Genomic DNA, 19,866 nt, shown 5'->3' with positions numbered 1-19,866 from the left:
GAGTTTCCCCCTCATGCGCACTTTTCGGTTGGTGATTTCTTGCCCGGACCGCGTTGGCATTGTCGCCAAAGTCAGTAACTTTCTGGCCTCCCATAACGGCTGGATCACCGAAGCGAGCCACCACTCGGACAACCTCAGTGGCTGGTTCTTCATGCGTCACGAGATTCGTGCCGATTCGTTGCCCTTTGGTATCGAAGCATTGCGCGAGGCGTTCAAGCCGATTGCCGAAGAGTTCTCGATGGACTGGCGCATCACCGACACCGCACAGAAGAAGCGCGTGGTGTTGATGGCCAGCCGTGAGTCCCATTGCCTGGCGGACTTGCTGCATCGCTGGCATAGCGACGAGCTTGATTGCGAGATCTCCTGCGTGATCTCCAACCATGACGACCTGCGCAGCATGGTCGAGTGGCACGGCATTCCTTATTACCACGTACCGGTCAATCCACAGGACAAGCAACCGGCTTTCGCCGAAGTCTCGCGCCTGGTCAAGCATCACGATGCAGAAGTGGTGGTCTTGGCGCGCTACATGCAAATCCTGCCGCCATCCCTGTGCAGCGAGTACGCGCACAAAGTGATCAACATTCACCACAGCTTCCTGCCGTCCTTCGTCGGTGCCAAACCCTACCACCAGGCGTCGCTGCGCGGGGTCAAGTTGATCGGTGCGACCTGTCACTACGTGACCGAAGAGCTGGATGCCGGCCCGATCATCGAGCAGGACGTGGTGCGCGTCAGCCACAGCGACAGCATTGAAGACATGGTGCGTTTCGGCCGTGACGTCGAGAAGATGGTCCTGGCCCGTGGCCTGCGTTATCACCTGGAAGACCGGGTCCTGGTGCATGGCAACAAGACCGTGGTGTTCTGATTGAGAAGGGTGGGGCCGGGCGTTACATGTCAGGCCCCCCGCATCGTCGTAGCGAGGTCGGGCCGATGAACGATCCACTGGATAAAGCCACATCCAAGGCTCCCGCCACCTTGGGCGAGGGTTGTCTGAGCCGCTACGACCCTGACGATATGGGGCCGCAGGACGGCACCGAGTTTCCCGGAGCCGCTGAGTTGTGGGAACAACTGCAGCAAGATCAAGACCCCGAAACCGAGGCACCGACCAAGCCTGCCTGATGGGCGAACAGCGTCTTGGGATACCGCGACAAGACCCTATTGCCGGCCCGCCCGTTTTCAGAAAACAGGCGCGCCGGCTTTTTAATGGGCGTTTGCCAGCGAGAGCCTAGGCCCTCGCCGGCAATAGGTCAGATGCGGAAGGTGCCTACCAGGTGCTTCAGGCGCGCGGCCTGCTGCTCCAGATCAGAGCAGGCGCGCAGGGTCGACTGCAGGTTTTCCACGCCTTCCTGATTGAGGGTGTTGATCTCGGTAATGTCCATGTTGATCGACTCCACCACCGAGGTCTGCTCCTCGGTGGCGGTGGCGACCGACTGGTTCATGCCGTCGATCTCGCCAATCCGCTGGGTCACGCTGTTCAGGCGTTCGCCAGCCAGGTTGGCGATCTCCACGCTGTCCTGACTGTGGCGCTGGCTTTCACTCATGGTACCGACCGACTCGCGGGCGCCCACTTGCAGCTCCTCGATCATGGTTTGCACCTGTTGCGCCGACTCCTGAGTGCGGTGCGCCAGGTTGCGAACCTCATCGGCCACCACCGCAAAGCCTCGACCTGCTTCCCCGGCGCGTGCCGCTTCAATGGCAGCGTTAAGCGCCAGCAGGTTGGTTTGCTGGGAAATGCTGGTGATGACTTCGAGGATCTGCCCGATGTTCACGGTCTTGCTGTTGAGTGTCTCGATGTTGGTGCTGGAGGCGCTGATCATCTTCGACAGCTGATTCATCGCCTGGATGCTGCGATCCACCACTTGCTGACCGTCTTCGGCCAGGTTGCGTGCGTCGCTGGCCTGTTGCGAGGCTTGAGCGGCATTGCGTGCGATTTCCTGGGCGGCGGCACCCAGTTCATTGATGGCCGCGGCGACGCTATTGGTGCGGCTGGCCTGCTCATCGGAGTTGAGCATCGACGAGTTGGAAGCGCTGACCACGCGCAGGGCCACTTCGTTGACATGCTCGGTGGCCGAGGACACTTCGCGGATCGAACCATGGATGCGTTCGACAAAGCGATTGAAAGCGTTGCCCAGGATGCCGAATTCGTCCTGGTTCTGGATAGTCAGGCGCCGGGTCAGGTCGCCTTCGCCGTCGGCGATGTCTTGCATGGCGCGGGTCATGACATGCAGCGGTTGCATCAGGACCCGGATCAGCATGCCCAGCAGGAAAATGGTAATGGCCACGGCGATCACGGTGGCGATCAGCGCTGAGGTACGGAATTCACTGAGCATGGCGTAGGCCTTGTCCTTATCGACGGACAGACCGATGTACCAGTTGACCGAGGAAAGGCCCTTGATCTGGGTGAAGGTGACAATTCGGGTTTTGCCATCAGCGGTGATTTCGCTGAGTTCAGTGCTGATGCGCGGGGTGTCCTGGGGGTAGATGTCCTTGAGGTTCTTCATCACCAGGTTTTTGTCGGGGTGCACCAGGACCTTGCCGTCGGCGCTGACCAGGAACGCATAGCCCATCCCGTCAAAATCCAGGGCATTGATGCTGTCTGCAATCACCTGCAGGCTCAGGTCGCCGCCGACCACGCCGATGCGCTGGCCGCCCTTGAGCACGCTGTCGACGATGGAAATCACCAACTGCCCGGACGCCAGGTCAATGTAGGGCTCGGTCAGGGCCGAGCCGCTGGTGCTTTCGGCGCTCTTGTACCAGGGGCGGGCACGCGGGTCATAACCGTCGGGCATCTTGCTGTCGGGACGGATAATAAAGCTGCCATCGTTGTTGCCCAGGTAAGCGCCCATGAAGGTCGAGGTCACGGCCTTTTGTTCGAGCAGCAGGCTGACGTTGGTCTTGTCCGAGTTGAGCGCCACCGATTGCGAGAGGTTTTCGATCAGCAGCGCACGGCCGGCAAGCCAGGTCTGGATGTTTTTGGCGGTGACGTCGCCCATCTCCTGAAGGTAGTTATCAAGGTCCCTGCGGATGGCATTGCGTTGCAGGTAGTCGTTGTAGAGCGTGAATAGCGCGAATGCAGCTATGACGATCAGGGAGGCGGCAAGCAGGATTTTATGGCTGAAGCGCAGGTTTTTGTTCATGGCTCGAGGGTCCGCTAAGGTCTTGTGATCCGGGCGTGCTCATATAAAAGCGCGCAAAATAGACGGAGTTGAAAGTAAGCTGATACTTCCATCCCTCCCTAGGGAACTATCCGACATTAATTTCAGATGTGTCTGGTATCTCGTTTATTCATATCGACCGTGTACGGCTAAAGATTAACCAGGGGTGACAAAATGCCTGACTCATCGCAACTCGTTATCGGCGCCGATCTTTCCGGGCAGCCGATCGCCCAGGCCATGCGTCTGGCCAACCGTCACGGTTTGGTGGCTGGTGCCACCGGGACGGGCAAGACCGTAACCCTGCAACGCCTTGCGGAAGCCTTCAGCGATGCCGGGGTTGCCGTGTTCGCTGCCGATATCAAAGGCGATCTGTGTGGCTTGGGAGCTGCCGGCAATCCGCAGGGGAAGGTGGCCGAACGAATCGCCGGGATGCCTTGGCTGAACCATAAGCCCCAGGCTTATCCGGTGACGCTGTGGGATATCCACGGGCAATCCGGTCATCCATTGCGCACCACCTTGAGTGAAATGGGCCCGCTGCTGCTGGGAAGCCTGCTGGAGCTGACTGACAGCCAGCAATCGGCACTCTATGCGGCCTTCAAGGTCGCGGACCGTGAAGGGCTGTTGCTGCTGGACCTGAAAGACCTCAAGGCGCTGCTCAATCACCTGCGGGAAAACCCGCAGGTACTGGGTGACGATGCGGCGTTGATGACCACCGGCTCCAGCCAGGCCCTGTTGCGGCGCCTGGCAACCCTTGAGCAGCAAGGGGCCGAAGCGCTGTTTGGCGAGCCGGCCTTGCAACTTGAAGACATTCTGCAACCGGCCAGCGACGGCCGCGGGCGCATTCACCTGCTCGACGCCAGCCGCCTGGTGCATGAGGCGCCCAAGGTCTACGCGACGTTTCTGTTGTGGCTGCTGGCTGAACTGTTCGAACAGTTGCCGGAGCGCGGTGATGGTGAAAAACCGCTGCTGGCGCTGTTTTTCGATGAGGCGCATCTGCTGTTCGCGGGGACGCCCAAGGCGCTGCAGGATCGACTGGAACAGGTGGTGCGGCTGATTCGCTCCAAAGGCGTGGGGGTGTACTTCGTCACGCAATCGCCAGGGGATTTGCCCGACAGCGTGCTGGCGCAGTTGGGGTTGCGGATTCAGCATGGCTTGCGCGCGTTCACCGCCAAGGAACAGAAATCCCTGCGCGCGGTGGCCGAGGGCTTTCGGCCCAACCCGGCGTTCGATGCGTTGTCAGTGCTGACCGAGCTGGGCATCGGCGAGGCCCTGGTGGGCACCTTGCAGGACAAAGGCACGCCGGCCATGGTCGAGCGCGTGCTGGTCGCGCCTCCGCAATCACGCATCGGGCCGCTGACTGAAGCCGAGCGGGCGGCCTTGATTGCCGGTTCGCCATTGCTTGGGCGCTACGACAAACCCATTGATCGCGAGTCGGCGTATGAAGTGCTGATGGGGCGCAAGGACCTTGCGCCAAAGGCCGACACGGCACCGGACAAACCGGTTGCGCAAGAGCCGAGTCTTACCGATCGGGCTGGGGAGTTTCTCGGCACTGCGGCCGGCCAGGCGCTGAAATCAGCCATGCGCCAGGCCGCCAACCAGTTGGGACGGCAATTGGTGCGTGGCTTGATGGGCTCGTTGCTGGGGGGCAGCAAGCGTCGCTGATCCGACGCCGGCGGCTCAGGTTCGCGGTTTGGCGTGACTGGCCAGGCGTTCCAGGGCGGCCCGCAGGTTGGGGTCGCTGATGCCATTGGCCGTTGCCTGGATGGTTTCGGCGGCGTTGCTCGAGAGGTCCATGGTGTGGCCCGCAGCGCCTTGCGGAACGGTGGGCGGCTGCACCTTGAACAGGATCCGCGTCAGGCTGGCGAACTCGTTGAACTCCACCAACTGGCGTTGCAGTCGCTTCTGTTGATAGCGCAGGCGGGTCGCCCAGTGGCCGTCGGTGACAATCAACAGCAAGCTGCCTTCGCGCCACGAGGCGACATGGCAATGCTCGCGCGCTGCCGGCTGCAATTGGCTTTCCACCAGGCGTTGCAGATGGGCCAGGCGCTGGGCATGGCCGAATATGGCTTTGAGAGGCTTGGCTTCGCGAAGGAGAACGGCGGGGAGTCTGGCCGTGTGTGGGCGAAATGCCATGATCAGAAACCTGAAGTTACAGAGCGGCCATGGTAGCAGAAAGCGTCCTGGTCTCTGCGCTCATCTCTGTCGGCTGGGGATTGTCCATTAAATCAATGGGTAACTTCGTACTTGTCTGGGTTGAAAGTCGGCGAAAAGGCCTTATTGTAAGTGAGCCCCGTCATAGCGCTGTACTAGCATCGTGGAATAACGCCACTTTCCTCGCCATCGTTTCCGGGTAGAATACTCGTTCGCATGCGGCCATAAGGGCTGCTCGGGCGACTCACGGGGCCGCCCTCCATCCCTATGTGTGGAAGATCCTGCCGATATGTTTGCGCCTTTGTTAAAGAAACTTTTTGGAAGCAAGAACGAGCGTGAAGTCAAACGCATGCTCAAGACGGTACAGATCGTCAATGCCTTCGAAGAGCAAATGGTAGCCCTTTCGGACGATCAATTGCGTGCCAAGACCGAAGAGTTCAAGGCCCGCGTAGCCAAAGGTGAAACCCTCGACAAACTGCTTCCTGAAGCCTTCGCGGTCGCCCGTGAAGCCGGTAAGCGGGTCATGGGTATGCGCCACTTCGACGTACAGTTGATCGGCGGCATGACCTTGCATGAAGGCAAGATCGCCGAGATGCGCACCGGTGAAGGCAAGACCCTGGTAGCAACCCTGGGCGTCTACCTCAACGCGTTGTCCGGCAAGGGCGTACACGTGGTGACGGTGAACGACTACCTGGCCCGCCGTGACGCCAACTGGATGCGTCCGCTCTATGAATTCCTCGGCCTGAGCGTTGGCGTGGTCACGCCTTTCCAGCCGCCGGAAGAGAAGCGCGCAGCCTATGCCGCCGACATCACCTACGGCACCAACAACGAATTCGGTTTCGACTACCTGCGCGACAACATGGCTTTCAGCATGGAAGACAAGTTCCAGCGCGAGCTCAATTTTGCCGTTATCGACGAAGTCGACTCGATCCTGATCGACGAAGCCCGTACCCCCCTGATCATTTCCGGTCAGGCCGAAGACAGCTCCAAGCTTTATATCGAGATCAACAAGTTGATCCCGCAGCTGGAGCTGCATGTCGAAGAAGTGGAAGGCGAAGTCACCAAGGCGGGTCACTACACCATCGACGAGAAGACCCGCCAGGTCGAACTCAACGAAGCCGGTCACCAGTTCATCGAAGAGATGCTGACCCGTGTCGGCCTGCTGGCTGAAGGCGAAAGCCTGTACTCGGCGCACAACCTGGGCCTGCTGACCCACGTCTACGCCGGCCTGCGTGCGCACAAGCTGTTCCATCGCAACATCGAATACATCGTGCAAGACGGTCAGGTGGTCCTGGTCGACGAACACACCGGTCGTACCATGCCGGGTCGTCGTCTCTCCGAAGGCCTGCACCAAGCCATCGAAGCCAAGGAAAACCTGAACATCCAGGCCGAAAGCCAGACCCTGGCCTCGACCACGTTCCAGAACTACTTCCGTCTGTACAACAAACTGTCCGGCATGACCGGTACGGCCGACACCGAAGCGTTCGAATTCCACCAGATCTACGGTCTGTCGGTGATGGTCATTCCGCCGAACAAGCCGCTGGCGCGTAAAGACTACAACGACCTGGTGTTCCTTACCGCCGAAGAGAAGTACGCGGCGATCGTGGCGGACATCAAGGAGTGCATGATCTCTGGGCGTCCGGTACTGGTCGGTACGGCGACCATCGAGACTTCCGAGCACATGTCCAACCTGCTCAACCAGGAAGGCATCGAGCACAAGGTCCTGAACGCCAAGTTCCACGAAAAAGAAGCTGAAATCATCGCCCAGGCCGGTCGCCCAGGCGCCCTGACCATCGCCACCAACATGGCCGGTCGTGGTACCGACATCCTGTTGGGCGGTAACTGGGAAGTGGAAGTCGCCTCCCTGGAAAACCCGACCCCTGAGCAGATCGCCCAGATCAAGGCCGATTGGCAGAAGCGCCATCAGCAAGTACTCGAGTCGGGTGGCCTGCAGGTAATCGCCTCCGAGCGTCACGAATCGCGCCGTATCGACAACCAGTTGCGTGGTCGTGCCGGTCGCCAGGGTGACGCCGGTTCCAGCCGTTTCTACCTGTCTCTGGAAGACAGCCTGATGCGCATCTTCGCCTCCGACCGGGTGAAGAACTTCATGAAAGCCCTCGGCATGCAGCCTGGCGAAGCGATCGAGCACCGCATGGTGACCAACGCGATCGAGAAGGCGCAGCGCAAGGTAGAAGGACGCAACTTCGATATCCGCAAGCAACTGCTGGAGTTCGACGACGTCAACAACGAGCAGCGTAAAGTGATCTATCACATGCGCAACACGTTGCTGGCCGCGGACAACATCGGCGAGACCATTTCCGACTTCCGCCAGGACGTGCTCAGCGCCACCGTCAGCGCCCACATTCCACCACAGTCGCTGCCTGAACAGTGGGACGTGGCGGGTCTGGAAACCGAAATTGAAAGCGGTTTCGGGGTGAAACTGCCGATCCAGCAATGGCTCGACGAAGACGATCACCTGTACGAAGAAACCCTGCGCGAGAAGCTCCTGAACGAGTTGGTCGCGGCGTACAACGAGAAAGAAGACCAGGCTGGCGCAGAAGCCCTGCGCAGCTTCGAGAAGCAGATCGTTCTGCGCGTCCTGGACGACCTGTGGAAAGACCACCTGTCGACCATGGATCACCTGCGTCACGGTATCCACCTGCGTGGCTACGCACAGAAGAACCCGAAGCAGGAATACAAGCGCGAGTCCTTTACCCTGTTCTCCGAGCTGCTGGATTCCATCAAGCGCGACTCGATCCGTGTGTTGTCGCACGTTCAGGTCCGCCGCGAAGATCCGGTCGAAGAAGAAGTCCGCCTGCGTCAGGAAGCCGAGGCACTGGCTGCGCGCATGCAGTTCGAGCATCCTGAAGCGCCTGGCCTGGATCAGCCCGAAGCCCTGGAAGAGGGCGTCGATGTCGATGTAGCCCTGGCCTCGGCCCCGGTTCGCAATGATCAGAAGCTGGGCCGCAACGAACTGTGCTACTGCGGTTCGGGCAAGAAGTACAAACACTGTCACGGCCAGATCAACTAAGATTTCCGCCGGACACTGAAATACCCGCGCCGCGACCGGCATCAGCCGTCGCGGCGTTTTTCCATTTGAAACACTGTCTTTCGCGACGACGGTGCTGACATCACATTAAAGAGGAGCGCATTCATGGCTGTTGGTCTTGGTCCTTTGCCAACGTTGCACCCGGTTGCCGGTTTTGAGCTTGGCATCGCTTCGGCTGGCATCAAGCGCCCGGGGCGCAAGGATGTAGTGGTCATGCGCTGTGCCGAAGGCTCCACGGTTGCAGGCGTGTTCACCCTGAATGCCTTTTGCGCGGCGCCGGTGATTCTGGCCAAGCAGCGGGTTCAGGGCCCAGTGCGTTATCTGCTGACCAACACCGGCAATGCCAACGCCGGTACGGGTGAGCCGGGCCTGGCCGCGGCGACCCGCACCTGCGCCAAGCTGGCCGAGTTGACCGGTGTCGATGCCAGCGCCGTGCTGCCTTACTCCACCGGGGTAATCGGCGAGCCGCTGCCCGTGGAGAAGATCGAAGGCGCGCTGCAGGCCGCCCTCGACGATCTGTCGGTCGATAACTGGGCCGCCGCCGCGACCGGGATCATGACCACCGACACCCTGCCCAAGGGCGCCAGTCGCCAGTTCCAGCATGAGGGTGTGACTGTCACGGTGACCGGCATCAGCAAGGGCGCCGGTATGATTCGTCCGAACATGGCGACCATGCTTGGCTACATTGCCACCGACGCCAAGGTTTCCCGCGACGTGCTGCAGAACCTGCTGCTGGACGGTGCCAACAAGTCGTTCAACCGCATCACCATCGATGGCGATACCTCGACCAACGACTGCTGCATGCTGATCGCCACCGGCCAGGCCAACCTGCCGCAAATCGACCAGGCCAGCGGCCCGCTGTTCGCCGCGCTGAAGCAGGCGGTGTTCGAGGTGTGCATGGAGGTGGCACAGGCCATCGTGCGCGACGGCGAAGGCGCGACCAAGTTCGTCACGGTAGAAGTCAATGGCGGCGGTAACCATCAGGAATGCCTGGACGTCGGCTACACCGTCGCCCACTCGCCGCTGATCAAGACCGCGCTGTTCGCTTCCGACCCGAACTGGGGGCGGATCCTGGCCGCTGTCGGTCGCGCCGGTGTGCCGGATCTGGACGTGAGCAAGATCGATGTGTTCCTGGGTGAGGTGTGCATCGCCAGCCGCGGTGCGCGTGCCGCCAGCTACACCGAAGCCCAGGGCGCTGGTGTCATGCAGCAGGAAGAAATCACCATTCGTATCGAGCTGGGTCGTGGCCAGTGCAGCGAAACCATCTGGACCACCGACCTGTCCCACGAGTACGTGAAGATCAACGCCGAATACCGTACCTGAGGCCGGTGCCCGCGCCGACAGGCTGTTTCTGGCTTCCATGGGCCAGGGGCGGCTTGCCGGCGCTGGCAAGCCCGCTGTCCCTCGCATCACACAAGGTGTCAGACCATGAGCTTCCACCTGATCATCGGCGACAAACTCTATTCTTCCTGGTCCTTGCGCGGGGCTTTGGCGCTGGAGCTGGCCGCCGTCCCCTACAGCGAAGAGCTGATCAAACTCAACCAGCCCGACACCCGCGAGCGCCTGCTCAGGCATTCGGCGACCGGCAAGGTGCCTTTGCTGAAGACCGAGCACGGCACGATTGCCGACTCGTTGGCGATTGCCGAGTACCTGGCTGAACGCTTTCCCGAGGCCCGTCTATGGCCGCTTGATACTGCCGCTCGTGCCCAGGCGCGTTCGGCGTGTGCGCAGATGCACAGCGGCTTCTTCGGCCTGCGGGGCAACTTGCCTTTCGACCTGGCACGTGACGCGCCACTGTCGCCAATGCCCCCGGAGGCCCAGGCGGATATCGAGCGGATGCTGGCGTTATGGGCCGAGTGCCGTGCCACGGCAACCGAGCCCGGGCCGTTCCTGTTTGGCCCTGCGACTCTCGCGGATGCGTTTTTTGCACCGGTCGCCGTGCGTCTGCGGACCTATCAGGTGCCATTGCCGGCGGTTGATGCGGCCTATGTCGAGGCAATCTATCAATGGCCAGCCTTCAAGGTCTGGCAGCAAGCCGGTTTAGAGGAAATAGTGCGGTGAAACGAGTACATGTGGCCGCGGCCGTTATCCGCGATGTCAGCGGCAAGATCCTGATTGCCCGACGTGCCGACACCCAGCATCAGGGCGGCCTGTGGGAATTCCCGGGCGGCAAGGTCGAGGCCGGTGAAGCGGTGGAGGTGGCGCTGGCCCGCGAGCTGCTGGAAGAACTGGGGATTGTGGTGCAGGCGGCACGACCCCTGATCAAGGTGCAGCACGATTATCCGGACAAGCAGGTGCTGCTGGATGTATGGGAAGTATCGGCGTTCAGCGGTGAAGCCCATGGCGCGGAAGGGCAACCTCTGGCCTGGGTCAGCTCGCGAGAACTGGCGAACTACGAGTTTCCGGCAGCCAACCAGCCGATCGTGGCGGCCGCTCGCTTGCCTTCCGAGTACCTGATCACCCCTGAGGGCTTGGAAACCCCGGCGCTGCTGCGGGGCATACAAAAGGCCATCGCCGGCGGCATCAAGTTGGTCCAGCTGCGTGCGCCCAACGGCTACGACCCGCAATACCGCGACCTGGCGGTGGATGCCGTCGGCCTGTGCGCGGGCAAGGCGCAGTTGATGCTCAAGGGGCCGTTCGAGTGGCTGGGGGATTTCCCTTCGGCAGGCTGGCACATCACCTCGGCACAACTGCGCAAGCACGCCAGCGCCGGGCGACCATTTCCCAAGGACCGCTGGCTGGCAGCCTCCTGCCACAATGCCGAGGAGTTGTCCCTGGCACAGCAGATGGATGTGGATTTCGTCACCTTGTCGCCCGTCCAGCCCACCCAGACTCATCCCGATGCCCAGCCGCTGGGGTGGGAGCAGGCCAGTCAGTTGATCAGCGGTTTCAACAAACCGGTGTACCTGCTGGGCGGGGTCGGACCGGCCGAGTGCCAGCAGGCGTGGGCCGCCGGAGCCCAGGGCGTGGCGGGGATTCGTGCGTTCTGGCCGGATTGAAACGCGCCCGTTGCCCGTCAGCCGCCCTCGATAGAATCATTCCGGGGGCGGTTGGCCGATCACGCGGAGGGTTTTTCCGCCGCCTGCCACAGGATTTCAGCGATACCCTGGCGCTTGGCGATCAGGCGCGCAGCGACAAACAGTAAGTCCGACAGGCGATTGATATACGCCAGGCCAACGCCTTCCAGGGGCTCCAGCGCATTCAGCTGTTGGCAGCGACGCTCGGCAGTGCGCGCCAGGCTGCGGCAGACATGGGCCTGGGCTATCAACGCCGAGCCGCCGGGCAGAATGAAGTTCTCCAGGGGGCCAAGTTCCTCGTTCCAGAGGTCGATGGCCGTTTCCAGGCGCTCGACTTCTGCCGTGTTCAGCGCCTGATACACCGGCATCGCCAGCTCCCCACCCAAATCGAACAGCCGGTGCTGACACGGCGTCAGTACTTCGATGACCTGCTTCAAGCCAGGGTTCTCGACACTGTGTTCGGCCAATCCGGCCAGCAGCAGGCCCAGTTGGCTGTTGAGGGTATCGACTTCGCCGATGGCTTCGACCCGGGGATGATCCTTGGGCACCCGGCGGCCATCGCCAAGCCCGGTCTCGCCTTTGTCGCCGGTGCGGGTGTAAATCTTCGACAGGCGAAAGCCCATGTTTATCTCTCCAGTTCCAGTTGTCCGGGGTTGGGCAGTTGGGCGCCGGCCAGCGGCAGGCGCAGCGTGAAGCAAGTGCCCTGGCCCTGGGTCGAGTGCACTTCCATCTGCCCCTTGTGGTTGTTGGTGATGATGAAGTACGAAACCGACAGCCCAAGGCCGGTGCCCTGGCCGATTTCCTTGGTGGTGAAGAAGGGCTCGAACGTGCGTTTGCGCACGTTTTCGCTCATGCCGATGCCGTTGTCCTCGACCTGGATTTCCGCCCAGGGCGGGTTCAGGCGCGTGCGCAGAATAATCCGCCCCGGCTCACTGTCGTCTTCACGCAGGTGAATGGCCTGGGCGGCGTTTTTCAGCAGATTGAGCAGGACCTGTTCCAATTCGTTGGCGGTGCCGGGCACCGGGCCCAGTTGCGGGTCGAACTGGCGGACGATGGCCTGGCCCTTGAAGTCGAAACCTATGGTCAGGTCGAAGTCGTTGCCGGCGATTTCCACTGCCTGATCGATCAGCGCCGGCAGGTCGCAGGGAGCCATCTGCCGGTTGCTGCGACGGCTGAAGCTGAGCATGTGGGTGACGATTTTCGCTGCCCGAGCCCCGGCCTGCTGGATGCCATCGAGCAGTTGCGGCACTTCACGGCTTTGCAGGTAGCGGTTGACGGTGTCCAGTTCGATGCCGACCTGCTCGGCGTGTTCCAGGTTTTTCGGCAGTTCGGGGGACAGGCGGCGACGGATGTTCTGCACGTTGTGCAGGATCGCGCCCAACGGGTTATTGATTTCATGGGCCATGCCGGCGGCCAGCCCACCGACCGAGAGCATTTTTTCCGACTGCACCATCATTTCTTCCAGTGACAGGCGCTGAGTGATGTCATCAATGCGGATCACCACCCCACGCCCGGCACCGCCCATCAAGGGGTAAAAGGTCAGGGCGTAGTGCTTGGCCTCGTCGTCCTTGAACCAGGTGACCCGTTCGACCTTGGTCACGGTGTGCTGCTCCACGGTTTCCTTGAGTTGTGGCAGGAACGGCTTGAGTGGCTCGAAGGCGAGGAAGATCGGCTGGTTCAGCGCCTCGTCCAGGCGTGTGCCGGAAAGGGCGCTGGCTTCCTGGTTCCACTGGGTGACATAAAGCTGTTCGTCGAGGGCGATCAGGGCCGAGGGCATGGAGTCGATGATGCTGTTCAGGTAGTTCTGGAAGCCGGTGAGCTTCTTCTCGATCTTGCTCCGTACCTGGACTTCCAGCTCCAGCTTGCGATTGGTGTGGCGAGTTTCTTCCGCCAGCCCCTGGGCCTGGTCATAGGCTGCCTGGGAGTCATCGCGAGCGCGCTTGAGCTGCTGCTCGCGGGCTTCGATGCGCGACAGCATGGTGTTGAAGGCTTCAGCCAGGCTGCCGATTTCATCGTGGTTGCCGCGCCCGGCCCGCAGGGCGTAGTTTTCCTCGCGGGTGACCTGTCGCGACAGCTCTTCAAGCTGATGAATCGGCTGGGTGATCAGGCGCTTGATCTGTCGGGCAATGACCAGCCACAACAGCACACTGAAGATCAGGATCCCCAGGCTGGCGGTAAGGGTGCCGGTGTAGAAGGCCATCGGCAGTTCGCTGCTGGCCACCAGCAGCAAGTGCCCGGGAGCCTGGCCGGGGCGGGGCAGGGTAATCACCTGGTTGCTGCGAAATTCGGTGAGTTGCCAGGCTTCTATATGGCGATAGCGTTCTGGCAGCTTGAGCCGCTCGCCGTGTTGCAACTGCGCCAGGCGCGCGCCTTTGCCGTCGTAGACCGCTGCGGCCCGTAACGGCGAATAGCTGTTGAGTTCGTTGAGCAGGCGTTCGGCGCTTTGTGGCGAATCCAGCGCCTCGGTGGCGAGTGTCGGGTTGGAGATGAGGCGGCCGATGGTCTGCAAGGCCTGGGGTGCCATGCTTTCCTGGGAGATCCAGTAGGCGGCGCTGATAAACGTGAGGTTGGCGACCAGCAGGACCGTGGTCAGCAGGACAAGCAGGGCTGCCAGCAGCTTTTGGCCGACCGGCAGGTTTTCAAGGCGCTGGCGCAATGGCATCAGGGAACGTCGCTAAGGATGAGCAAGTGGGCAGCGTAGCCGCTGCTCAGTCGCTGGGCAATCCGCGCTGTTGCAGGAGTTCGATCAGGCGTTGCTGCAATTGGAAAAGGTGGGGCAGGTTCAACTGATGCCTGGTTGCCACCTTGCAGGCGTACCCCAGCAGGTAGCTGATTTCGGTGCGGCGCTGGCTGGCTACGTCTTGATGCATCGACGAGTAATTGGCGGCGGTGGCCTGGATCACCCGTTCGACTTCCTGTTGCAGGTCCTGTGCGGCGGCGGGCTGTCCACAACATTCCAGCAGTTCGCCGAGTTCGGCGCAGAGGGTGGCGACTTCGCATTGGTGTTGTTGCAGGCCGCCATTGCGACAATCGTGGAGCACCGTCAGCGGGTTGATCGCGCAATTGAGGGCCAGCTTGCGCCACAGCCGGGTCAGGATATCGGCGCTCCATTCGTGGGGAATGCCGCTGTGGGTCAGGTCATCCAGCCAGGGCGGCGCGACCGGGTGGCCGACGTCCCCCAGCCAGGTGTAGCCATGGCCGGCAAACACCACTCGCCAGTCACCGTCGCGAAAGGCGCCTTCAGTGCTCGAGGCAAAAATGCACCGCGCCTGCGGGACCTGGGCTGCCACCGCGTCCTGGCTGCCCAGGCCGTTCTGCAGCAGGATCAGTTCAGCGTCGGCACTCAGGCGTGGCGCCAGGTGAGCGACAGCCTGCGCGGCGTCGTATGCCTTGCACGCCACCAGCAACCGCTTGATAGGTGTCGACGCATCCAGGGTTTCAGCTGCGATTGCCTGGACGCAGGCCTGGCCGTGTTCTACCAGGGTCAGCCCGCCGGCCGCCTGGTAGGCCAGCAGGCGCGCCTGGTCCCGCAGGATCAGCCTGACCGGCAAGCCGGCCCGGGCCAGTCGCGTAGCCCACAAGGTGCCGAGGCTGCCGGCGCCGAGTACATGCCAGGTAGTGCTCATCAGCTTTCTGCTCTGTTTGGCGAACACATGAGTGGCTCGCGGTGAAGGAGGGAAAAGACCCGTTATAATGAGCGCGGATTTTAACCGCAAGCCAGGCGCGCTCCATTTTTATCGAGCTGCGCCCCTTTTTTATTGGAGAGACTACATGCCGTCGTTTGACGTGGTATCCGAACTGGACAAACACGAACTCACTAACGCAGTGGAAAACGCCGTCAAGGAACTGGACCGTCGTTATGACTTGAAGGGCAAGGGCAGCTTCGAGTTCAAGGAAAAGGACCTGACCGTCAACCTCACCGCCGAAGCCGACTTCCAGCTGGAAGCGATGATCGAGATCCTCAAGCTGGCGCTGGTCAAACGCAAAATCGACGTGCAGTGCCTTGAAGTCAAGGATGCCTATGCATCGGGCAAATTGATGAAGCAGGACGCGGTCCTCAAGGAAGGTATCGATAAAGAGCTGGCGAAGAAGATCGTCGCTCATATCAAGGATGCGAAATTGAAGGTTCAGGCTGCAATCCAGGGCGAGCAGGTGCGGGTCACCGGCAAGAAGCGCGACGATCTGCAGGAAGCCATCGCAGCCCTGCGTGCCAAAGAGTTCGGCATGCCGCTGCAATTCAACAACTTCCGCGACTGATCGGCTGCTTCGGGAACCTCCAGGCCTTCTTGGCGTCCGAGGCCGGAGCAAGGGCAGAAACGATTGAGCGTGTGGGCTTGGTTGTTCTGCCACTCAGTCATGCAAGCCGGAACCCCGGAAATCTGGAGATATAGATGGATTTGAACGCTGAAGTGGACAATCTGGTCAAGGCTTCCCAAGCCTGGATCCCGATGATCATGGAGTACGGCAGCCGCGTGTTGCTGGCAGTCATTACCCTGGCCGTGGGCTGGTGGTTGATCAACAAGCTGACCCACAAGGTTGGAAAATTGTTGGCGTTGCGCAATGCCGACCTGGCGTTGCAGGGGTTTATCAGCAGCCTGGCGAATATCATCCTCAAGGTTCTGCTGATTGTCAGCGTGGCCTCGATGATTGGTGTCGAAACCACGTCCTTCGTGGCCGCGATCGGTGCCGCAGGCCTGGCCATCGGCCTGGCGTTGCAGGGCAGCCTGGCCAACTTTGCCGGTGGCGTGCTGATTTTGCTGTTCCGTCCTTTCCGTATCGGCGACTGGATCGAAGCCCAGGGCATCAGCGGTACGGTCGACAGCATCCAGATCTTCCATACCGTGCTGCGTACCGGTGATAACAAGACGGTCATCGTGCCTAACGGTAATCTGTCCAACGGCATCATCACCAACTACAACCGTCAACCGACCCGCAAAGTGGTGTTTGATGTCGGGGTGGATTACGACGCCGATTTGCAGAAGGCCCGTGAGGTGTTGCTGGAGCTGGCCAAGGACGAACGAGTCCTGGCCGACCCGGCACCGGTGGCTGTGGTTTCTACCCTGGGTGATAGCGCTATTACCTTGTCGTTGCGGGTATGGGTGAAGACTGCGGACTATTGGGATGTGATGTTCCGCTTTAACGAGTTGTCCCGTGATCGATTGCGGGCGGCCGGGATCGATATCCCGTTTCCACAGCGAGTCATTCGAGTCGTTCAGGAAGCTGCACCGCAATAAGACAGTTTTATTACTTGTCTGGTCAGTCAAGTATCTGCAATAAACTCAAGGGGCGTTACGCCCCTTGATTGTTTCTGGCGTACTGCAATCAGGGTTAATAACTTTTGGGCTAAGTTTGCGTCGCAACTTTAGCTGCCGCACCAGCCATAACTTTGTTAGCTACCTATTTAGTAGTTTGGTTGTTTGTTATGCGTCAGGCATAAAAAAACCGCCCACCTGAATCAGGTGGGCGGTTTTTGTTAGAGCAGGGCTCTAGCGCTATCGAATAGCCGCTGAATTACAAGATGCTCAGCGGGTACTCGACGATCAGACGCAGGTCGTTCAGGTTGTCGTAGTTGGTGCCGCGATAATCGGCGTTGCTACCACGGTAAATTGCGTTACGCAGACGGAACGAGAGGTCCTTGGCCGGGCCTTCTTGAAGCACGTACTTGGCTTCCAGATCCCACTCGTGCTCGGTGCCATCGCTGCCTGGAGTGCCGTCTTCATCACGGACGGTAACGTTGCTACCACGGATGTAGCGAGTCATGAAGCTCAGGCCAGGAACACCGAACGACGCCATGTTGATGTCGTAGCGAGCCTGCCAGGATTTCTCGTCTTCACCCACGAAGTCGGAGATCTGCACCGAGTTGGCTACGTACACAGTACCGCCGCCGTCAACACCGTAGTTGTAGCCGGTCTTGCCGCTGGACTGCTGGTAGGCCACGGTGAATTTGTGAGCTTCGATGCTGTAGGCAGCTGCAAGGCTCCAGACTTTGTTGTCCAGATTGCCGGCCAGTTTCTTGCCGTCGTCTTTGCTGCGGTAGGCGTTGAGGTCGAAGTTCAGCGATTGTTTTTCGCTCAGTGGCAACGTGTAGTTCACGTTGAAGTACTGCTTCTTCCAGTAGTCTTCGATGTCGGACGCATGGACCGCGAAGATGAAGTTTTCAAGGCCGGAGTAGGTAGCGCCTGCGATGTTGGCTGCAGTCAGACCTGGCTTGTAGGTACCGTCAGCGGTGTTGCGGCCGTTGATGCTGTCACGAGCCATGCCGGTTTGGCCGCTCATGGCGGTGAAGCGACCTGCGGTCAGCTCCAGGCCTTTGATTTCGTTGCTGGTCAGCAAGGTGCCGGTCGCGATTTCAGGCAACAGACGGCCGTCATCGGTAGTGAATACCGGGCTGGATACAACCTGGTTACCGTACTTGAGTACAGTATCCGACAAGCGCAGTTTGACGGCTGCTGCAGCTTTGGATTGGGTGTTTTCTGGTTCGCCGGCACCGTTGGTACCGAACAGACCGTTACCTGCACGGCCTGCGCCGCCATCAAGCTTGACGCTGCCCATTGCCATTGCGTCCACGCCGACACCTACGGTGCCTTGAGTGAAGCCGGACTGATAGTTGAGCAATTCGCTGATGCCAGTGTCCTGGCGATAGCCGCTGATGCCGTCATCGCTGGTGGTATTGGTACCGTTAGCGCGACGATCGTTGCCTACGCCGCTTTTGAAATCGCGGTTCATGTACATCATGCGAGTTTTCGCAGTCAGGGTGCTGTCTTCGATGAAGCCCTTGGCTTCGTCCTGAGAAGACGCGATTGCGAACTGCGAGGTGCCTGCTGAAACAGCCAGGGCGATCATGCTCCACTTCATCACGCGCATCGTGATTTGCTCCTTTGGTTTTTAGAAGAGTACTGCCGTCCCACCTGATTTATTATCTGGGCGGCTCTTTCTTTTTGTGTCGGCGCAAACTTATATCACGCTGACAATGTTGGCGATACTTGCGTATCTATCCTTTCGGCTTCTTTACGAGCCTGTCGCAAATTGCTCGATCCATGTCGCAATTTCGTAGTCCAACTGTATTCGGACTGACAACTAAAGCGTCGTTTTTGAAAGCCGTATTGACGTAAGAAAGACCCTCGTCGTGGGCAATCAAAACAGCATGGGGCGACCCTGCCACTATTATTATTGGCCTATAAGCGGTTCTCTTTCGCAGAGCCTCTTTTAGACGATGTGGGGGTGAATGCAACAAGCGTGCTCAAATCAGCAAAAGCTCGGATTTTTTTTTAACCTTCGGCCCGGGCCTGTAAAAACCTCATAAAACCTGCGTTTTAAGGTCCTTTGGTTCGGGCTTGACGCCGCTTCTTGGGTTGTGTTGCTCCCTGCGAAAAAAACGCGAGACCATCAAAAACGTTACCGGTTCACCCCGTTTGTGAGTAAACGGCGGATGCGTGACGCACTAAGAGTAGACGCACTGTGCGGTTTTGGTGCAAAAGTTCATGACTGCTGTGCCGAATTCATACAGTTGTGCCATTGCAGACGCTGCCATGGCCGAGCGGGCGCGGTGCCCGATCAAGATCACGCCTAACGGTCGGCGCTTTGATGGTGCGTTGGCGCTGAAAATGTTCCGCCGTGGGGCGATGGACTTTTCTTTTGCAGGGTGTGTAGCGCAGCGTGCAGTTCAGGGCGGATGGCGATGAACCCGAAGGCATTCGCGGGTATGCTGCATCCTTTCGCCAGGCAGGCTGCCAGCCTTGTCGGGCACCAAGCTTAAATTTGATGAACTGAGCGGGAGTGCGCGCGGTGTTCGCTTTAGATCCACGGCTTCAACAAGACACATTGCCTATCGGCGACTTCCCGTTGTGCCGGTTGCTGTTGTCCAACGACTCGAATTATCCCTGGTTCATTCTGGTTCCACGTCGCGCCGACATCAGCGAGTTGTTTCAATTAGATGATGCTGATCAACAACAACTGTGGCGCGAAACCACGGCGTTCGCCGAGTTGCTCAAAGACTCGTTCGATGCCGACAAGTTGAATGTGGCAGCCCTGGGTAATGTAGTCAGCCAACTGCATATGCACGTTATTGTGCGGCGACGTGACGATGCTGCCTGGCCAGCCCCGGTATGGGGCAAGCACCCGGCGCGGCCTTACACGGCCGAGCAGGTGGCAACTATTCGTGAGCGTTTGCGCCTGGTGCTGGCCGATGACTTCAAGTTCCTGGAGGCCTGACTCATGAGCCTTGATGAGCGTGTAATGGAGTTGGAAAGCCGATTGGCGTTTCAGGATGACACCATCCAGACCCTGAACGATGTGTTGGTGGCGCAACAGCGCGTGGTCGAGCGCCTGCAATTGCAGATGGCAGCCTTGCTCAAGCGCCAGGCGGAAATGGCCGGTCAATTCGAAACGTTCGAGGAGGAGGCCCCGCCGCCGCATTACTGATTCAAGGTCGTGTATTGGCCGGGCAATAAAAAACCGCGTTGCAGCGAGGCTGCAACGCGGTTTTTTTTCGGCTGAA

The 19,866-nt window shown here is 60.0% G+C and carries 17 protein-coding genes and 1 pseudogene; 11 read left to right on the top strand and 7 right to left on the bottom strand.

The window, feature by feature from the left end:
• The first annotated feature begins 13 nt into the window (after positions 1-13).
• Both purU and MF4836_RS20980 read left to right on the top strand, forming a co-directional pair.
• Positions 14-862, top strand: coding sequence for a formyltetrahydrofolate deformylase (gene purU / locus MF4836_RS20985; protein WP_020297238.1), 849 nt, complete (start codon positions 14-16; stop codon positions 860-862).
• Between the two features lie 65 nt (positions 863-927).
• The gene (locus MF4836_RS20980) at positions 928-1,116 is read left to right on the top strand and encodes a hypothetical protein (RefSeq protein ID WP_078471870.1); all 189 of its coding nucleotides are present in this window, start codon (positions 928-930) and stop codon (positions 1,114-1,116) included.
• Positions 1,117-1,244: 128 nt separating this feature from the next.
• Here MF4836_RS20980 and MF4836_RS36185 read toward each other — a convergent pair whose 3' ends face one another.
• Together MF4836_RS36185 and MF4836_RS36180 are read right to left on the bottom strand one after the other, a co-directional pair.
• The gene (locus MF4836_RS36185; RefSeq protein ID WP_371106527.1) at positions 1,245-2,009 is read right to left on the bottom strand and encodes a methyl-accepting chemotaxis protein; all 765 of its coding nucleotides are present in this window, start codon (positions 2,007-2,009) and stop codon (positions 1,245-1,247) included.
• A 93-nt stretch (positions 2,010-2,102) separates the two neighbouring features.
• A pseudogene (locus MF4836_RS36180) lies at positions 2,103-3,134 on the bottom strand (HAMP domain-containing protein); the annotation flags it as partial.
• A 192-nt stretch (positions 3,135-3,326) separates the two neighbouring features.
• Between MF4836_RS36180 and MF4836_RS20970 the strand changes: the two are divergent.
• Complete coding sequence (locus tag MF4836_RS20970; RefSeq protein ID WP_078471868.1) at positions 3,327-4,814, top strand: helicase HerA-like domain-containing protein; 1,488 nt, start codon at positions 3,327-3,329, stop codon at positions 4,812-4,814.
• A gap of 15 nt (positions 4,815-4,829) precedes the next feature.
• Here MF4836_RS20970 and MF4836_RS20965 read toward each other — a convergent pair whose 3' ends face one another.
• On the bottom strand, positions 4,830-5,285 hold the full coding sequence (locus MF4836_RS20965; protein ID WP_078471867.1) for a DUF721 domain-containing protein: 456 nt from the start codon (positions 5,283-5,285) through the stop codon (positions 4,830-4,832).
• Positions 5,286-5,592: 307 nt separating this feature from the next.
• Between MF4836_RS20965 and secA the strand changes: the two genes are divergently transcribed.
• From secA to MF4836_RS20945, 4 genes are all read left to right on the top strand, one after another.
• Positions 5,593-8,334: a preprotein translocase subunit SecA gene (gene secA, locus MF4836_RS20960; RefSeq protein WP_078471866.1), complete on the top strand. Its 2,742-nt coding sequence runs from the start codon at positions 5,593-5,595 to the stop codon at positions 8,332-8,334.
• Positions 8,335-8,457: 123 nt separating this feature from the next.
• Positions 8,458-9,675, top strand: a complete 1,218-nt coding sequence (gene argJ / locus MF4836_RS20955) for a bifunctional glutamate N-acetyltransferase/amino-acid acetyltransferase ArgJ (RefSeq protein ID WP_078471865.1) — start codon at positions 8,458-8,460, stop codon at positions 9,673-9,675.
• A 105-nt stretch (positions 9,676-9,780) separates the two neighbouring features.
• Positions 9,781-10,413: a glutathione S-transferase family protein gene (locus MF4836_RS20950; RefSeq protein WP_078471864.1), complete on the top strand. Its 633-nt coding sequence runs from the start codon at positions 9,781-9,783 to the stop codon at positions 10,411-10,413.
• On the top strand, positions 10,410-11,351 hold the full coding sequence (locus MF4836_RS20945; RefSeq protein WP_078471863.1) for a Nudix family hydrolase: 942 nt from the start codon (positions 10,410-10,412) through the stop codon (positions 11,349-11,351). The genes MF4836_RS20950 and MF4836_RS20945 overlap by 4 nt, the downstream gene beginning before the upstream one ends.
• 59 nt (positions 11,352-11,410) lie before the next feature.
• On the opposite strand, the gene MF4836_RS20940 is transcribed toward MF4836_RS20945, so the two are convergent.
• The 3 genes from MF4836_RS20940 to MF4836_RS20930 are packed head-to-tail and all read right to left on the bottom strand — an operon-like array spanning position 11,411 to position 14,995.
• Complete coding sequence (locus MF4836_RS20940) at positions 11,411-11,992, bottom strand: cob(I)yrinic acid a,c-diamide adenosyltransferase (protein WP_078471862.1); 582 nt, start codon at positions 11,990-11,992, stop codon at positions 11,411-11,413.
• A gap of 2 nt (positions 11,993-11,994) precedes the next feature.
• Positions 11,995-14,031 (bottom strand): sensor histidine kinase, encoded by a 2,037-nt coding sequence (locus tag MF4836_RS20935; RefSeq protein WP_078471861.1) that lies wholly within the window; start codon positions 14,029-14,031, stop codon positions 11,995-11,997.
• Between the two features lie 46 nt (positions 14,032-14,077).
• Positions 14,078-14,995, bottom strand: coding sequence for a putative 2-dehydropantoate 2-reductase (locus MF4836_RS20930; RefSeq protein WP_078471860.1), 918 nt, complete (start codon positions 14,993-14,995; stop codon positions 14,078-14,080).
• 145 nt (positions 14,996-15,140) lie between these two features.
• On the opposite strand from MF4836_RS20930, the gene MF4836_RS20925 reads away from it, so the two are divergent.
• Positions 15,141-15,626, top strand: a complete 486-nt coding sequence (locus tag MF4836_RS20925; protein WP_020297250.1) for a YajQ family cyclic di-GMP-binding protein — start codon at positions 15,141-15,143, stop codon at positions 15,624-15,626.
• Positions 15,627-15,760: 134 nt separating this feature from the next.
• Complete coding sequence (locus MF4836_RS20920; RefSeq protein ID WP_020297251.1) at positions 15,761-16,603, top strand: mechanosensitive ion channel family protein; 843 nt, start codon at positions 15,761-15,763, stop codon at positions 16,601-16,603.
• 277 nt (positions 16,604-16,880) lie between these two features.
• Here the strand turns inward: MF4836_RS20920 and MF4836_RS20915 are convergent, their stop codons facing one another.
• Positions 16,881-18,233 (bottom strand): OprD family porin, encoded by a 1,353-nt coding sequence (locus tag MF4836_RS20915; protein WP_078471859.1) that lies wholly within the window; start codon positions 18,231-18,233, stop codon positions 16,881-16,883.
• 921 nt (positions 18,234-19,154) lie between these two features.
• Between MF4836_RS20915 and MF4836_RS20910 the strand changes: the two genes are divergently transcribed.
• Positions 19,155-19,580 carry an HIT family protein gene (locus MF4836_RS20910; protein ID WP_078472050.1) on the top strand — a complete coding sequence of 142 codons (426 nt, stop codon included), beginning with the start codon at positions 19,155-19,157 and terminating at the stop codon, positions 19,578-19,580.
• A gap of 3 nt (positions 19,581-19,583) precedes the next feature.
• Positions 19,584-19,790 carry a SlyX family protein gene (locus MF4836_RS20905; RefSeq protein ID WP_078471858.1) on the top strand — a complete coding sequence of 69 codons (207 nt, stop codon included), beginning with the start codon at positions 19,584-19,586 and terminating at the stop codon, positions 19,788-19,790.
• Positions 19,791-19,866: the final 76 nt, after the last annotated feature.

This window comes from Pseudomonas sp. MF4836 (assembly GCF_002018875.1).
GTDB lineage: Bacteria > Pseudomonadota > Gammaproteobacteria > Pseudomonadales > Pseudomonadaceae > Aquipseudomonas.
The sequence above is the reverse complement of the archived record's forward strand: the minus strand, read 5'-3'. Positions and strand labels throughout refer to the sequence as shown.

What these genes read in the sequence shown, in the direction of transcription:
- MF4836_RS20920 (WP_020297251.1), top strand. Translation starts at nt 15,761, where the DNA reads ATGGATTTGAACGCTGAAGTGGACAATCTGGTCAAGGCTTCCCAAGCC.
- MF4836_RS20980 (WP_078471870.1), top strand. Translation starts at nt 928, where the DNA reads ATGAACGATCCACTGGATAAAGCCACATCCAAGGCTCCCGCCACCTTG.
- MF4836_RS20965 (WP_078471867.1), bottom strand. Translation starts at nt 5,285, where the DNA reads ATGGCATTTCGCCCACACACGGCCAGACTCCCCGCCGTTCTCCTTCGC.
- MF4836_RS20915 (WP_078471859.1), bottom strand. Translation starts at nt 18,233, where the DNA reads ATGCGCGTGATGAAGTGGAGCATGATCGCCCTGGCTGTTTCAGCAGGC.
- MF4836_RS36185 (WP_371106527.1), bottom strand. Translation starts at nt 2,009, where the DNA reads ATGCTCAACTCCGATGAGCAGGCCAGCCGCACCAATAGCGTCGCCGCG.
- secA (WP_078471866.1), top strand. Translation starts at nt 5,593, where the DNA reads ATGTTTGCGCCTTTGTTAAAGAAACTTTTTGGAAGCAAGAACGAGCGT.
- purU (WP_020297238.1), top strand. Translation starts at nt 14, where the DNA reads ATGCGCACTTTTCGGTTGGTGATTTCTTGCCCGGACCGCGTTGGCATT.
- MF4836_RS20930 (WP_078471860.1), bottom strand. Translation starts at nt 14,995, where the DNA reads ATGAGCACTACCTGGCATGTACTCGGCGCCGGCAGCCTCGGCACCTTG.
- MF4836_RS20970 (WP_078471868.1), top strand. Translation starts at nt 3,327, where the DNA reads ATGCCTGACTCATCGCAACTCGTTATCGGCGCCGATCTTTCCGGGCAG.
- argJ (WP_078471865.1), top strand. Translation starts at nt 8,458, where the DNA reads ATGGCTGTTGGTCTTGGTCCTTTGCCAACGTTGCACCCGGTTGCCGGT.
- MF4836_RS20925 (WP_020297250.1), top strand. Translation starts at nt 15,141, where the DNA reads ATGCCGTCGTTTGACGTGGTATCCGAACTGGACAAACACGAACTCACT.
- MF4836_RS20905 (WP_078471858.1), top strand. Translation starts at nt 19,584, where the DNA reads ATGAGCCTTGATGAGCGTGTAATGGAGTTGGAAAGCCGATTGGCGTTT.
- MF4836_RS20935 (WP_078471861.1), bottom strand. Translation starts at nt 14,031, where the DNA reads ATGCCATTGCGCCAGCGCCTTGAAAACCTGCCGGTCGGCCAAAAGCTG.
- MF4836_RS20940 (WP_078471862.1), bottom strand. Translation starts at nt 11,992, where the DNA reads ATGGGCTTTCGCCTGTCGAAGATTTACACCCGCACCGGCGACAAAGGC.
- MF4836_RS20950 (WP_078471864.1), top strand. Translation starts at nt 9,781, where the DNA reads ATGAGCTTCCACCTGATCATCGGCGACAAACTCTATTCTTCCTGGTCC.